This is a genomic window from Kistimonas ophiarachnellae, assembly GCF_057552235.1.
In genome coordinates this window covers 125,332-140,216 of the sequence record NZ_BAAJPA010000006.1, presented here as the reverse complement: position 1 = coordinate 140,216, position 14,885 = coordinate 125,332, and the positions used below count along the sequence as shown (strand labels likewise).

The 14,885-nt window shown below is 50.6% G+C and carries 11 protein-coding genes; 7 read left to right on the top strand and 4 right to left on the bottom strand.

The genetic code is table 11. The annotated features are described in order from the left end of the window. The first annotated feature begins 31 nt into the window (after positions 1-31). Both AC27K1_RS09325 and AC27K1_RS09320 read left to right on the top strand, forming a co-directional pair. Entirely contained in the window at positions 32-442 is a 411-nt protein-coding gene (locus tag AC27K1_RS09325) for a DMT family transporter (RefSeq protein WP_487150027.1), read from the top strand. Beyond that, a complete protein-coding gene (locus tag AC27K1_RS09320) occupies positions 442-774 on the top strand; it encodes a DMT family transporter (RefSeq protein ID WP_395178943.1) in 333 nt (110 codons plus the stop codon). Before AC27K1_RS09325 ends, AC27K1_RS09320 begins: the two co-directional genes overlap by 1 nt. A gap of 72 nt (positions 775-846) precedes the next feature. Here the strand turns inward: AC27K1_RS09320 and mnmH are convergent, their stop codons facing one another. Further along, positions 847-1,962 (bottom strand): tRNA 2-selenouridine(34) synthase MnmH, encoded by a 1,116-nt coding sequence (mnmH, locus tag AC27K1_RS09315; protein ID WP_487150025.1) that lies wholly within the window; start codon positions 1,960-1,962, stop codon positions 847-849. Between the two features lie 264 nt (positions 1,963-2,226). On the opposite strand from mnmH, the gene AC27K1_RS09310 reads away from it, so the two are divergent. From AC27K1_RS09310 to rplT, 5 genes are all read left to right on the top strand, one after another. Beyond that, on the top strand, positions 2,227-3,162 hold the full coding sequence (locus AC27K1_RS09310) for a substrate-binding domain-containing protein (protein ID WP_487150023.1): 936 nt from the start codon (positions 2,227-2,229) through the stop codon (positions 3,160-3,162). Between the two features lie 262 nt (positions 3,163-3,424). Beyond that, positions 3,425-5,359 carry a threonine--tRNA ligase gene (thrS, locus tag AC27K1_RS09305; protein WP_487150021.1) on the top strand — a complete coding sequence of 645 codons (1,935 nt, stop codon included), beginning with the start codon at positions 3,425-3,427 and terminating at the stop codon, positions 5,357-5,359. 9 nt (positions 5,360-5,368) lie between these two features. After that, complete coding sequence (gene infC / locus AC27K1_RS09300; protein ID WP_487150267.1) at positions 5,369-5,920, top strand: translation initiation factor IF-3; 552 nt, start codon at positions 5,369-5,371, stop codon at positions 5,918-5,920. A 140-nt stretch (positions 5,921-6,060) separates the two neighbouring features. Then, on the top strand, positions 6,061-6,252 hold the full coding sequence (gene rpmI, locus AC27K1_RS09295) for a 50S ribosomal protein L35 (RefSeq protein WP_211824155.1): 192 nt from the start codon (positions 6,061-6,063) through the stop codon (positions 6,250-6,252). A gap of 42 nt (positions 6,253-6,294) precedes the next feature. Then, a complete protein-coding gene (gene rplT / locus AC27K1_RS09290) occupies positions 6,295-6,651 on the top strand; it encodes a 50S ribosomal protein L20 (RefSeq protein WP_345198805.1) in 357 nt (118 codons plus the stop codon). A 63-nt stretch (positions 6,652-6,714) separates the two neighbouring features. On the opposite strand, the gene AC27K1_RS09285 is transcribed toward rplT, so the two are convergent. From AC27K1_RS09285 to AC27K1_RS09275, 3 genes are all read right to left on the bottom strand, one after another. Continuing rightward, positions 6,715-7,905 (bottom strand): SidE phosphodiesterase domain-containing protein, encoded by a 1,191-nt coding sequence (locus tag AC27K1_RS09285; RefSeq protein WP_487150019.1) that lies wholly within the window; start codon positions 7,903-7,905, stop codon positions 6,715-6,717. 794 nt (positions 7,906-8,699) lie between these two features. Next, on the bottom strand, positions 8,700-11,138 hold the full coding sequence (locus tag AC27K1_RS09280) for a hypothetical protein (RefSeq protein WP_487150018.1): 2,439 nt from the start codon (positions 11,136-11,138) through the stop codon (positions 8,700-8,702). A 571-nt stretch (positions 11,139-11,709) separates the two neighbouring features. Further along, the gene (locus AC27K1_RS09275; RefSeq protein ID WP_487150016.1) at positions 11,710-13,791 is read right to left on the bottom strand and encodes a macro domain-containing protein; all 2,082 of its coding nucleotides are present in this window, start codon (positions 13,789-13,791) and stop codon (positions 11,710-11,712) included. Between the last annotated feature and the right edge of the window lie 1,094 nt (positions 13,792-14,885).

Sequence of the window (14,885 nt, the reverse complement as noted above, 5' to 3'; positions counted from 1 at the left end):
CAATTAATTACTGTGTGACGCAGGTGTCATCATGTATTACTGGCTTATGCTGCTGGCGGCGATTGTGACCGAAGTGGCCAGCACTTCGTTTATGAAACTCGCGGCTGAACAGAATCCCTGGCTGGGTTATGGCGCCATGGCGGTTCTTATTTCTTTGTCTTATTACTGTTTGGCGCAGGCGGTGCGAAAAATTCCCCTGGCACTGGCCTATACCATGTGGGAAGGGGTTGGGCTGTTGTTGATCAGTGCCATCTCCTGGCTGTTCTTCCACGAAACCTTCTCGACATGGAAGCTGGTTGCCATCGGCTGCTTGTTGACCGGACTGGTGCTGATGAACCTTGGGGAAAAGTTGGCGGAAAAGTCTGACGACAACAGCAGTTCATTGGATACACATTCCAGAGACGTGCCTACGTCAACCATGCGCATGGAGGGGGCAGCATAATGAATAATGTACCGGTTATTGCCTTGATGCTGGTTGTGGCAGCCTCAGCGTGTGATGTGCTGGGTAATGTCATGACCAAACTGTCTGACGGCTTCCGCCACAAGCTACTGGCTGTGGCGGTGATGGTTGTTCAGATTGCCGCGTTTGGTTTCCTGGCCCTGGCCATACGCCATATTGATCTCAGTGTTGCTTATGCGGTTTGGGGTGGCCTTGGAATTATTGCAACCGCAATCATAGGTCGGTTGTTTTTCCATGAGACGCTGCATCCGGTGAAAGTACTCGGTATTGCGTTTACGCTAGGCGGGCTGGTGGCCATGAAGTTGGCCATTTAGATCGGATGATTGTGATCTGAATGTGTTCTGTTGAGACGTACTGCGTGAGTGATGCAGTACGTCTCTCGTCGCTTATGCGGCTGCGCTTTGATGGGGTAGATTCTCCATTACCCACTCACGAATGGTATTACGATCTCCTTTCAGTACGACTTCGCCTTGTTTGTTGCCTAGCTGGTACTCGTACATCGGGTCGTAATAGTCCGCCAGCAGAGTGCGAATCCACTCCCTGTGACGTTCAATGGAGCCGTTGCGCTGTTCTGTCAGTGCCTGTTCCATAATTGCACGCAGCTCCTGATGCCGGGCACCACCCAGACGCTTGCGAATCCTGTCCAGACTGGCCAGAAGCGCCTCGGCATAACGTTCGAAACCTTCTTCTCCATAAGTCGCGAGATTCTCCTTGAGGTTTTCTTCCACGTATTCCTCAAGGGTAATCTGAACGCGGTACTCAAGGTCTTCTTCAAGAAGCAGAATGGGGGCTAGCTGCATCTTTTCCCGAAATTCCTGGCTAAGGCTGCAACGACCAATCAGCTTGCTTTCATCTTCAAGGATGACCGTACCCGCCCGGAAGTGCCGTTCTTTCAACAGCGCAACACAGAGAGCGTTTTCAAAATCAATCTGGTTGGGCTGGCCGCCAATGCGGCGTCCGAAGCTGGAGCCCCGGTGGTTGGCCAATCCTTCCAGGTCGACATGGCCGGGAAGCGTGGTCAGTAGCCGGGTTTTACCTGTGCCGGTTTTGCCGCTCAGGATGAAAAAACGACACTGATTGATAGATTCTTCCATTTCATCTATCAGGAAACGACGCAGGGCCTTGTAACCGCCCGTGACCAGCGGATAGTCGATACCCTGTTCCTGCAGCCAGGCCTGTACGGTATGCGAGCGCAGCCCGCCACGGAAACAATAGAGGTAGCCTTCCGGATTGTTCCGGACATGCCGTGCCCAACCTTCTATTCGGGCGTCGCGTTCTTTGCCGCATACCAGTTCATTGCCCAGGGCAATGGCGGCGGCCTGTCCCTCTTGCTTGTAGCGGATGCCAACCTGTTCCCGCTCCCGGTCATTAATTAATGGCAGGTTGGTTGAATGGGCAAACGCACCTTTGCTGAATTCCACCGGTGCACGGACGTCCATAAGTGGGCGGTCGTTCAGGAAAATATCCAGGTAATTGTCAGTGTTCGGGCGTTTGTGGCTCATTTATTCAGGTCGGCAATGATCATGGTGTGGGCATTGTATCAGTAGCGGGATAATACACTATACGGACAAAAGGCAGCGTTGGTTTAGAAAACACGTGTTCAGGGACGTGACTTCCGTCTAATACGACAGTTAACGCGTGTTAGCGGCTTGACTGACGATTTGCAGGCTACACTGTAAGCTCCTGAGCAAGCCTGGTGTGAGAAAGTGATGAGATTCATCAGCAGGTACGCGCTGGCTATTTGTCTTTGTTGTAACGCCGAAATCATGGCTGCTGACCATGGCCAACCGTCTGCGGGGAAAAAGGTAGAACCGCAACCTGTGATAGGACTGGTATTGCATGGTCTGGATGGCCAGTTCTACCAGTCGGTGGAAAATATGGCGAGAACTTACCAGCAGTCCGCGCAGCCCCCCTTCCGGTTAAATGCTGGTGGTGCTTTGCTGGAGGGAGATGTAGCCGTACAGCGCGCTTTTTTACGCCAGTTACTGGCAGGTCATGTGTCGGGTATCGTTCTGGCGCCCGCCGATGACCAGGCATTATTGCCGGAATTGCTTAAGGCCAGGAAGCAGGGTGTATGTGTCGTCAATATCGGCAGTCGTCTGGATACCCGCCTGATGGGTAATAAACAGCTGATTGTTCCCTGGGTGGGTCCCGATAACCGTACAGCAGCAAAAGAGGTGGCGGGGCTGGTTGCCAGTCGGCTTTCGCCGGGCGATCAGGTGGCCATACTGGCGGGACGACCGGGGGATACCTGTTCCTTTGAGCGGGTGACGGGATTTAAGCATGCCCTGAAAGCGGCGGGGTTGAAAGTGGTTGCCATAGAGGCTGCAGGGTGGCAGAAAGACCGGGCTGAACAGGTTGTCGCAGGGTGGCTGAAAAAATTCCCGAACCTGAAAGGGGTTGTCGCCGCTGGCGACAATATGGCGGTTGGCGCTCTGGTGGCCATTGACGCGGCTGGCCAGCAAAACCGTATCGTGGTGACAGGGTTTGATAACCTGGTATCAGCGCGCCCCTGGTTGCGCAGTGGTCAGCTGTTGGCAACGGTGGAATGGTTCCCTGAAAAGCAGGGCATCTACGGTATCAATAAAACCATGGGCAATTGCAAAGGCAACCAGTATACGCCGGTGGCACTGGTGACTGCTGAGAATATGGATCGCTATCCGTCACCGGGTATGAGCCGAAAGGTGCGTTATTTCTGGTAGTAGTGATTGTCTCGGTTTTTCGCTGGGCGCAGGATCATTGGTTGTTTTACCTTTACCGATTCTTAGGTTTGTGGTTGACAATTTTTCTGCAGTCCGTATAACAACTTCTTTTGTATGCCTGCCTGTCTGATTTAATTGTTTTTATTCTTCTGTGGCCTGTTGGCGTGATGCTTCAGGTGGCAGTCATTATTTCGGCAGGCAAAACGTTGAGCCTCATGCGGCCCTTGGTACGGGTCGCCACTGATAACAGTAAGGACTCCTGATGCCCGTAATTACCCTTCCTGACGGTAGCAAGCGCGAATACGATAACCCCCTGACCATCATGGACGTGGCCGCCGATATCGGTCCCGGCCTGGCCAAGTCTACGCTGGCCGGTCGCGTGAACGGCCAGCTGATGGATGCCTGTGAAACCATCAGCGAAGACGCTGAACTGGCGATCATCACCCCCCGCGACCCGGAAGGCCTGGAGATTATCCGTCATTCCTGCGCCCACCTGATCGGCCACGCGATCAAGCAACTGCGTCCGGATGTCAAGATGGCGATCGGCCCGGTGATCGAGGAAGGTTTTTATTACGACATCGATACCGACGAACCCTTCACCCCCGAAGACCTGCAGGCGCTGGAAAAGCGGATGCAGGACCTGATCAGCAAAAGCTACGATGTCATCAAGATCTGGACCTCAAAACATGACGCCCGTCGTCTCTTCGAGGCCCGGGGCGAAACCTACAAGATGGAAATCATCGATGAGATGGATGATTCCGTTGAGCAGGTCGGTCTTTACCACCATGAAGAATACGTGGATATGTGCCGTGGTCCCCACGTGCCCAACACCCGTTTCCTGAAAGCGTTCAAGCTGACCAAGCTGGCCGGTGCTTACTGGCGGGGCGACAACAAGAACAAGATGTTGACCCGTATTTACGGTACAGCCTGGGGCGACAAGAAAGACCTGAAGGCGTACATCAAGCGCATCGAGGAAGCGGAAAAGCGGGATCACCGTAAGCTGGCGAAGAAGCTGGACCTGTTCCACCTTCAGGAAGAAGCTCCGGGCATGGTGTTCTGGCATCCGAACGGCTGGACCATCTACCAGGTGCTGGAGCAGTACATGCGCCAGAAGCAGCGTGATCATGGCTACCTGGAGATTAAAACGCCGCAGGTTGTTGATCGCAGTCTGTGGGAAAAATCCGGTCACTGGGACAAGTTCAAGGACGATATGTTCACAACGAGTTCCGAAAACCACGATTTTGCTATCAAGCCCATGAACTGCCCCTGCCACGTACAGGTGTTCAACCAGGGGCTGCGCAGCTACCGTGACCTGCCGTTGCGTCTGGCGGAATTCGGTTCCTGTCACCGTAACGAGCCGTCCGGTGCGTTGCACGGCATCATGCGTGTGCGTGGATTTGTTCAGGATGATGCGCATATCTTCGTGACTGAAGACCAGATCCAGAACGAAGTGTCTGACTTCATCGACTTCCTGCACGAAGTCTACGACGACTTTGGCTTTGAGAACCTGATCTACAAACTTTCTACCCGTCCAGAGAAGCGCGTCGGTTCCGATGAAAGCTGGGACAAGGCGGAAAAAGCCCTGGCCGAAGCGCTGGATGCGAAAGGTCTGCCCTGGGAAGAACTGCCCGGTGAAGGTGCGTTCTATGGTCCGAAGATTGAGTTCTCCCTGAAGGACTGCCTGGGCCGTGTCTGGCAGTGCGGTACCGTGCAGGTAGACTTCTCCATGCCTGGCCGACTGGGCGCCGAGTACGTCGATGAAGATGGCGAGCGCAAGACCCCGGTTATGCTGCACCGTGCAATCCTGGGCTCCTTCGAACGCTTCATCGGTATCCTGATTGAGCATTACGAAGGCCGGTTCCCGGTATGGCTGGCGCCGGTGCAGGTCGCGGTGCTGAACATCACTGATGCTCAGGCCGGTTATGTCACTGAGCTGGAAAAAACCCTTAAAGAACAGGGTTTCCGGGTAAAAGCGGACTTGAGAAATGAGAAGATCGGCTTTAAAATCCGCCAGCACACGATTGAACGTGTACCTTACCTCGTTGTCGTAGGGGATAAGGAAGTAGAATCCGGCACTGTTGCCGTTCGTACGCGTTCCGGGGAAGACCTTGGTTCCATGACGATTGAAGCATTCCAGGGAATGCTGGCGGCAGAGATTGCCAGACGTGGCCGTGTAGCGACGGCTTCCGACGAATAAACAGGAGATATAGCAATTAAACGTCCTAACCCACGGGATCGGCGGCAGGCACCTGCTGCACCGATTAATCAGAATATTCGTGCAAAAGAAGTACGTCTGATAGGCGCTGATGGCCAGCAGGTCGGCATAGTCGCATTCCGTGACGCTCTTGAGCAGGCCGTTAGTGCTGGACTGGACCTGGTGGAAATCAACGCGACCAGCGAGCCACCGGTCTGTAAAATCATGGATTATGGCAAGCATCTGTACGAAACAAAGAAACAGAAAGCTGTAGCCAAGAAGAAGCAGCAGCAGACCCAGGTGAAGGAAGTCAAATTCCGTCCCGGGACTGAAGAAGGGGATTATCAGGTAAAACTGCGCAACCTGATACGTTTCCTTGAAGAGGGCAACAAGGCCAAGGTATCGCTGCGATACCGCGGTCGGGAGATGGCTCACCAGGAGCTGGGCATGGAACTCCTCAACCGGGTTGAAAAGGACCTGGAAGAAGTGGGTGTCGTGGAACAGCGTCCGAAGATGGAAGGCCGTCAACTGATCATGATCCTTGGACCCCGAAAGAAAAAGTAATTCGGTAAACCGGTAAACCTGTCCGGTCTCGCGGTCGGGCAGGTTTCCTTTTTCCGGAAAACTTTGTTTTTTATCAAATCGGCATCGGGTTAACCCTTCCCCGGAAGTGGGACCGATCGCCCAAATGCGGAGTTTTAGCAATGCCTAAGATGAAGACCAAAAGCGGAGCTGCCAAGCGCTTCAAGAAAACCGCCAGCGGTTTCAAGCGTAAGTCAGCCTTCAAGAGCCACATCCTGACCAAGATGACCACCAAGCGTAAGCGTCAGCTGCGTGGCACCAATCTGGTGTGCCCTGCGGACAAGCCGCTGGTTGAGCGGATGCTTCGCGTCTAATTGTCTTTTTGTTCAGTTTTAAGGTTTTTGGAGAGTTAAGCTATGGCACGTGTTAAGCGTGGTGTCGTCGCCCGTCGTCGTCACAAGAAAGTTCTGAAGCAGGCCAAAGGTTACTACGGCGCTCGTTCACGAGTATTCCGCGTAGCCAAGCAGGCGGTTACCAAGGCTGGCCAGTATGCCTACCGTGACCGTCGTCAGCGCAAGCGTCAGTTCCGCGCACTGTGGATCGCCCGTATCAACGCCGGCGCCCGTGCAAACGGTCTGACCTACAGCCGCATGATTGCGGGTCTGAAGAAGGCCAACATCGAAATCGACCGTAAGGTTCTGGCTGATCTGGCTGTTCACGAGAAGGGTGCATTCACCCAGATCGTAGAGCGCGCCAAGGGCGCCCTGGCCTAACGGCACACGGTTACGTCAGCACACGAAAAAGGGAGAGTCCGCCAGCTCTCCCTTTTTTTTGGGTCAGGCTTCTCCTCTCCCGGTTACCCTGGCGTCTCGGTATTTTTTAGAGGTAACCAGTTTCCAGCAAGCTCCTCCTTGTTTGCTGTTATAAATAAAAGTATCCCTGTCATAATCTCGTGTTTGTGGGAAGCATAGCGGAGAGCCCGTCGCCTCAATGAGGTCTACTGCATATTGACAGAGGCTGTCCTTGTGATTGCCCAGTCCCCATTGTTTCAGTGTGCCATCTATTTTTGCGATTTCATGTTTCATGAGCGGTTGTCCGAAGCACCTGTGCAAATCCAGCCTGTGGCCTATATCAAGTATGTTATAGGCAAACTCCTGGCGTGGTCTGGATAAAGGTTCGGAAAAACGCCTGCTGATAATGTCGGATGTCCATTGTATGACTTCATCAGTGAAGCCCATCTGTTTCGCGTGTTCCCTATATACCTGTGCCGATCTGGTGCGGTACTGGTCGCTACCCATGCCTGACTCATCGACCCGGCCCGCGCGATAGCAATACGCGGCAAGTCGCAGGCTGTTGACTTCTTCAGGGGTCAGTTTATGTTCTATCCCATTAGGCGTTTCCTTGACCAGGTCGTACAGTACATCGAAGAACCGGGCTTGTCTTGCACTGTGCGTACCATTGTGTCTTGGCCGCCATACACCTGGTACGTAGGCATAGGTTCGATCACCCGCATAAGGCTGGTTGATGCATTCTCTGTTGATGGCTTCAAAAATACTGCACCATTCATCTGTTGAAAGGTTACCTGTTCTCATTCGATTTTTTTGATCATCAGTGAGATCAAGTGCTGCAATATATATCTTGCCATGGAGAGTTTTTACTCTGTTTCCATCTTTCCAGGCTGCCGGGTTCTCCAGCTCGTATCGTGCTGATTGATCTTTTTGACTGGTGCGTTGGGGGACAGCTGTTGCTGTTGATGCACCCGGAGTTGAGGCCTGTGGGCCTTGAGCGCCATTTTCGACAGGCTGCGACACGATGGGAGTAACCCCGGGTTGTGCGCTTGCTTTGCGAGATTTTATAAAGATGCAGCAGCAAAATAGCCGGGACAGGAAATCCTTAAAACGCTGCCAGCGTGTCAGTTTTGTGACAGTTTTTGTACCTGCTGTACCTGCTGTACCTGCTGTACCAGCGGGTCTTGCGGCTAGCGTGTTGGTGTTACTTGTTTCTGGTAGGATGGCGCTTCCTTTCATGGATTGATCCTTTTTACTGATTGGCCGTGTTGATAAATCGGCTTAAATAAACAGATTTTTCAATTTTTTAATGCAATGTTATTAGTTACTAAGACTCGGTTATTCTTTGTTGGTTCTTATGTTAATTGTTTATTTTTAGTTCGTTTAATTAGACATAAGTGGAAATTATAACTGATTGCTATTTTGCAAAGGTGTTATTTCAAGTGATGGTGAGGGTAATGTACTGTAGATGGAATCATTAAATTATTTTTAATGGTAATTAGAAATTTATAAGCCTGTTATCTACAGAAAAAACAGGGTTTTCACTGATGCCTGGATGGGGCTAATTGAAACAGAATGTTAGTCAAGGTGACGTGCTTTCCGTTAAGCAGTGAAACCCTTTTTCGTGAGTCGATAACAATGACCGGTTACAAAAAGAATGCGTGGGATCGCTTTGAAGGTTTGCTTCCTCGGTTGTTAACCGCTTGTGGGGAAATGATCGTGATCTCATGTTGAAGGAAAATGCGTTATCTTGTGCTGGTCAGGGAACGGTCACATAGCCGCATTATTATGGATCGGTCCAGGGCGCGTGGCAGGCGTGTATTTTTGGCCATCAGAACACCGCTGACAGCTGGGGCGCAGATCTGAAGAAAGCCTGCATCGAAATCGACCGTAAGGTTCTGGATGACCTGGCTGTTCACGAGAACGGCGCCCTGGTCTAAAGGCGCACGGTTGCGTCAGCACACGAAAAAGGGAGAGTCGCCAGCTCTCCTTTTTTATTCAGTTGAAAAAGAACAATGAACCTGGTGGATCATTTAAGTGGATCTAGGCATTCGTCCTGCCTTTATCTCCACGTCAATTAAACGTTTGAGTTCTGTTGTATCCAGTTCCTGTTGGAGGTTATGTTTTTGAGCGGCACCTTTTACCTCATCAAGGAAGCGTTGAGGATAGGTGGGGTCTGGGTATCCATGAGTATTCGTGCCACCATCTTTACTGGTTTTCATATGGATATTGAAAATCAAGCCGTAGGCGTCTTGGAGACCGTAGGTTTGCAGTTCCGCGTTAGACAGATTGTTAATTTGTTTTCTGGAGCCGCCTATATCAATCCTGTCGCCTCTGTGGATTTTGGTGTAAGGCGTCACGTGGGTCCCGTAAGCGCGTTTGAGCTTATCATTGACTTTACCGTCTTTATCCGTGATGGCTGACATATATGTGCAGGAATCGCCTATTTGAAACGTTAGACCATGCTTGTTGATTTCTGTAAACAGTCTGGACATTTCCTGGCCAAGTGGATTATCTGGTAGGTAGTGAGTATGTTTTTTGCTCTGAACAGCGAGGTGTTTTCCCTTGATAATGTTATACTTTGCCTTGCCCTCGAAAGTCATTGCTATTGTGCCAGTGCTGCTATGTTCGTGCCCGGGTAATTTGTCTTTCGTCTGATTAACGACGGGTTGCTTGTATTGGATAAGTTGCCGTTCATTTTGCCGGGCTTCAGTCGTTGATACATAACATTCCTCACAGACGGGTACAGTTTCAATTTTCCACCTGTTATCTGCTGTCACGGGTGTAGATAAACACACACCACACATGCCATCACTCTCATCTGTCCGTGCAGCCGAAGGCGAGGGTGCTGAGGGGGGAGTGACTATGGAGCCAGCCCGGTTAGGGGCAAGTGTCGGTCTCGTACCATGATTGGCACCCCTATGCATAGCGGTTTCTCCTCTGGCTCCATGGTGTTCGCGAGAAATAGTCCTACCTTCGGATGTAAGCGTTCTCGGTGTGTGCCTTCGCCTTGATGTTGGGGTGCGAGTATCTGTTGGGGACGCCCCCGCTGGGGATGCGGTGCGTTGCAGTACGATTTCATCATTATGGGTAAAGACCTCCCTGAAGGCATCGAAAACAGCATCGCCCTGGCTGGCTCCTCTGCCTGCCGGGTCAAGTAAGTCAATGACGACAAATGACTCAATGCGTGCGGCAATCTCTGGCGGAAGTTGAGACAACGCGGTTTTGGCCGCTGACAGGCTCTCTACGGGAGTCCATTTGTAGGCGCCTGCTCCAAGTGTTGAAGTGGCAATGTTTGCTGGTGTACCGTCAGGCAGGGCTTTTACTGCTTCTTCGAAGGCATCTCTCCAGGTAGCTATCAGTACCTGGTATTGAGCTGCCGTATTGGCGTGCCTTTTTATAGGCGCTACCTGATGGATGAGGGAATGAATGCCTTTCTGTTCCAGTTTTCCGGCACCCGTGCGTCCAACAAATCCGGGGGGAACGCTAGTCACTTTAAGATTTTTAAGTAAGTCCCGATTAGCTTTCAAGAAAGTATTTTCTCCCACACCCATCTTGATGGCTTTTTCGGTGCCACCGGCATGAGTTGTACCTAGTCCTTCGTTTGAGGGGTTGAACATCACATTACAGCCATAATAGGCAGCGTGATCAGTAATGCTTCCCTGCTGGAACCTGATGTCAATATTATGCCTTTGAGGGCCACCTGTTGCATCCGTGTGTGCTAGGCGCAGCACTTGATGATTGGCTTTTTTGCCAGCCTTCGGTGGCATTGCTTGATTAGGGTCTCCGCCATAATAGCGTATGTCCATGGGGACATGGTTGTAGCCTTTTTGGGTAAATAGTCTGTCAAGGGCATGCATATAATAATTAGCATCCGGCTGGCCGTCAGCCATTGCCAGCCACTCGTTAAGTGCCATCCCGTCAGGGCCAGTGCATCGGACGGGGCCTTGTTGAGTTTGTAATTCTTGTCTCAGGTTATTTGCTGCACCGTGGGCGAAATTGTGAATATTTGTATCATCGTTTTCCTGATCTATTTCTTCTAGCAGTTTGATTATTTTATCCAGTTTAATGTTAACTGTTGATGATAATAGGATGATGGTATCGGTGCACATTGCAGGATCTTGTATTGCATAATCAATCAGCCAGCGTTTCAGTGTCGCATTATCAGGTTCGCTACGTCGATGCTTGTTTGGTGAGAATAGAGGCCTTGATGGAACCGGAGCACTCGCTGGCGGTGTTGCTGCACTGGGCGTTGAACCAAGAGCTGGGCTCGAAGCTGGATTCGAAGTTGAACCCGGTTGGCTTTGAGTGTTATTTACAACAGGCTGCGACACGATGGGATTAGTGTCAGGTTGTGGTTTTGCAGTGCGGGATTTTATACAGATGCAGCAGCAAAATAGATAGAACAGGAATTCCTTAAAACGCTGCCAGCGTGTAAGTTTTGTGACTGTTCTTGTACCTGCGTTACCCACGGTCCTTGCAGCTCCTCTTGAGCCCGGTGTTATAGAACTCCTGCGGGGTGCGGTGCTACCTGTTCCATCCATGATTTGCTCCTTCTCACTGACTGCGTAGTGTGGATAATTCTGGTTAAATAAACGGCTTTTGCAATTTTTAATAAAATGTCATTAGTTAATATGACTCAGTTATTGTGTATTGGTTCTGATGTTAATTGTTTTTTGTAGCGCTTTTAATTAGATATAGGTAGGAAATTAAAGCTAATTGCTATTTGGAAAGGGTGTGATTTTAAATGATGGGAAGGGTGATGTTTTGTTACTGGAATTATTAAATTAATTTTAATAGTTATTAAGAATATATAAGCCTGCTACCTACTATTCACTGAAGTATTGCTTCGGGTCTAATCCAGCCGGTATGGTTCTCATCATTTTGTAATGAAAGCCTGTGATGTTTTTTGCATCATGAATGCCATGTTGACGTTTTTTAGCTCAATGTTCAGTTCTTAGGTTCAGGTTTGAGAATATTTTGATGCATGGTGCCCCTCTCACGGAGAGGGGCTGGTAATTGATTCCATTGGTAGCATTACCTTTAAGGTAAATACTCTCCAGGCCATAACTCGGCAGGTACGGGGGGTAACTCCGGTAAACCTTCAAATTCGCTGCGACCGTTGGTTATTCTGACATTACAGAGAGGGCATTGCGCCTGGTACATTCTGGCCTTCACTTTATCGATATTGTAATTTTCTACCCTCTCTAGATCAGGCAGCACGCATATATGTCTGAGATATTGCTCCATACCATCCAGGGAGGCTATATGGTGGCATGCAGCATGAGGGGTTCCGTCATATTCATTAGGCCCAGTACGCCCAACGAGAAAACCATTAACTTCGCGGTTAGGAAGGTTGCCGGTTAATTCAACGACTAGTGGTTGGTCTATATCTGGCATAATCTCATCCATTATATCACTGCGTTGTTGTGGGGTGAGATCTTCCAGAGCCTGTCGTTTCTTCTTGGTTGGATCGTTAGGATCAGTTATTTCAGGGAGTTTATCTTCTGGTATTTCGATGTATTCCATTTGCGTGAAAGGGCAAACAGTTGTTTCATCGATTTTACCCGTTACTACAAGCTTTTTGAGGTTGCGCACTTTCATTCGTCTTAAATCTACAAAGCGTGCAAGGTATGGGAACTCATCCCGCCAGGTGGTCACTGCAGCAGCTACGCCGGGTGTTGGCTCCGTTGGTGTGGCAGCGGTTGCACGAATAGACGTTGGTGTTACGGTGCCCGTAGTGCATTGATTGAATGCAGTTTTGGCGCGGTTGCGTCGGTCGGCAGGATCATGTTTGGTGGAAAGCACTGCGTGGACACGTGGGCAATCCGCGAGGTCATTGCTGGCTCGTGCAACAGCTTGATGTAGTGCCTGAATAGACAGCTCAACGGGTACCCCGAAAATGCCAACCGACAGTAGTGGCATGACAAGATCAATACCGTTGTGGTTGTTATGGGACTCCAGGATCATGTCGTAATAAAGGTTCTCGAGCGTTTGGCGGATATTGTTGTCGCTTCTCGGGCCTGCATAGCGTGGTCCTACCGCATGAAATATGCGTTGTGTTTGCGAATCCGCCCTTAGCTGGTAGGCGTTTGTGGCAATAAAGTCACCGGTATGGATGGGACCGTTTGCCCTGATCAGTCTGTCGCTATCAACTTGCAGGATTCTGTTTCCCCCAGCCCTGCGTACGAACTCTGCAGCAATGCCGCCACTATGATGCAAACGACCGTTCGCAGCGTTCACTGCAATATTAGGTATGTTGAGTCGCTGGGCATAATCAAACATATTGTCAGTAATCACAAGGTTCAATAAGTCGTTGTGCGCTGCGAGACGTTCATCGTTGCCACTGATTGGGATGGTGCTCCTTGCTGGAGTGGCTCGTACGGCTCCTGGTTCCAGCGATGTGAATGGTGTCCCTGGTTCCCTCTCTCGCCGGGCCCTTAACTCACTCATGGCCTCTCGTGTCCAGGCAGTAGCGATGGTTGGGGCATTGTCGTTAGCAGTGGCCTGTTCGTCAAAGGCCTGTGCTGCCTCTTGGGAAGGGTCGGCAATGGTAATTCTCTCGAGATTCTGAATGCTGTTCGTCGACTGAAGTTCACGAATCGCATCGTACAATGCCACAATAGAGCGTTCTCGACCCAGGTAACTCGCCATGGCCAGTCCTATTTGGCAGGCTTTAATGCCGCTGCGATTGAGTCGGATCAATATTCGTTCATAATGGCGTCTCAAATCCCGTTCAGCGCGATCATAATCCTCTGCGGTGTTTTCTATTTCGGATGGCATGAGAGGGTTCATGGCGATATAAACATGGGTTACGCCATCGGTATTGTCTTCATAACAAGGTTTTTCCACGCGGATTAATGAACCGGTCTGACGTCCCCGCTGCAGGATTGCGTTGATGGCCGAGTCTCTAAAGTCAGGGTTCCAGTGTGGGTTGTTTGCGTCTTGTGTTTGATTGATCAGGCTGGTAAATGATCCTCCGGATCCGTAGGGTGGTCGGCTAATGGGGGCAGCAGGGCAAACAATATTGAGTTCTTCATCTTCTGACTCTGGCCTTTCTGTCAGAGAGCCCTGGCGGAATTCCAGTTCAATACCGGATTGAGCGTTCTCTCCAAAAATGATCATATGGGAGCGTAAATCTCTCCTGGTCCCTGTTGGTACAGCGGTAGTTGAAGCAGTAGTGCCAGCAGGTTCTGATATCGGTTCTTCTACAGGCAGGGAACTCGGAGTTTCAGTGGCTCTCCGGAGCCGTCGCCTTCTTCTGGGTCTTGACGTTGTTTCTTCTCTGGGTGACTCTCCCAGGTGACGTCGGATGTCGTTGGTCACATTATGTCCCATAATGTGACCGACTGCGTTTATGAAAAAGGTAGGTTCACCGGAATAGCTGGGTGATTGGCCCATCGTCAGGTATTCGAGAAGTGCTACGTTTCTTGGTGGAGGGGGAGTATCTGATGTTTCTATGAGGCTTTCTATATTGCGTCTTGTATGCCCCGCGTAAGTTCTGGTTTGTTCAGGTACTGCCTCATCGTTGGAAATCTCTGTAAGGATCGGAACAAACTGGTAAAGATCCCTTGCAAAAGCGTTCGATAAAGTAATGATTTGATCAACCCGCCCCTCTTCTTGCTGCAAGGTATGATTCAGCAAGATGTCACGTATCACTTGATCAGGGGCAGTCTGTCTCACATGTGTATTTTTGGCATAAAACCCCAGTGTGCGTGATTTATCTGCGAGTTGTTGTGGAGATAACAGTGGCGTTGCTGGTGGGCGTCGACCCCTTCTGCGGGTTGAGGCTCCAGGTCTCGCACCGCCTCTTGCACCGCCAGGGGGGCTAGGTCTCGCACCACCAGGGGTTCTAGTTCTCGCACCACCGGTGCCCGTAGGTGTTCCCACAGGTGTCCCCGCAAATGTTCCCGCTAAACTCCCTGGTGGCGGAACAGGAGTAACTCTTCTGCTACGAATGCAAGTGCAACAACAAAAGCACTTACGGAGCCATGTGCAAAATCGTTCCCAGCAACTTTGTGGTTGGGGTGGCTGGGGCGGTTGTCTTCCCGTGCCCGCAGAACCTGATTGTGCGACTGCTGTCCCTGGCATAATTTATTTCTCCTTATTGAATATCACGATGTTGTTGGAAAAATATGTAACTAGCCTGTTGTTGAAAGTAAGCACTAAATTCAGAGTTAATTGATGGCTGCTTTTCTTTCTCATGATGTTTTGGACAA

Bases quoted from the DNA above. Each gene is read 5' to 3' on its own strand.
- AC27K1_RS09325 (WP_487150027.1), top strand. From the start codon at position 32: ATGTATTACTGGCTTATGCTGCTGGCGGCGATTGTGACCGAAGTGGCC.
- AC27K1_RS09320 (WP_395178943.1), top strand. From the start codon at position 442: ATGAATAATGTACCGGTTATTGCCTTGATGCTGGTTGTGGCAGCCTCA.
- mnmH (WP_487150025.1), bottom strand. From the start codon at position 1,962: ATGAGCCACAAACGCCCGAACACTGACAATTACCTGGATATTTTCCTG.
- AC27K1_RS09310 (WP_487150023.1), top strand. From the start codon at position 2,227: ATGGCTGCTGACCATGGCCAACCGTCTGCGGGGAAAAAGGTAGAACCG.
- thrS (WP_487150021.1), top strand. From the start codon at position 3,425: ATGCCCGTAATTACCCTTCCTGACGGTAGCAAGCGCGAATACGATAAC.
- rpmI (WP_211824155.1), top strand. From the start codon at position 6,061: ATGCCTAAGATGAAGACCAAAAGCGGAGCTGCCAAGCGCTTCAAGAAA.
- rplT (WP_345198805.1), top strand. From the start codon at position 6,295: ATGGCACGTGTTAAGCGTGGTGTCGTCGCCCGTCGTCGTCACAAGAAA.
- AC27K1_RS09285 (WP_487150019.1), bottom strand. From the start codon at position 7,905: ATGAAAGGAAGCGCCATCCTACCAGAAACAAGTAACACCAACACGCTA.
- AC27K1_RS09275 (WP_487150016.1), bottom strand. From the start codon at position 13,791: ATGATCATTTTTGGAGAGAACGCTCAATCCGGTATTGAACTGGAATTC.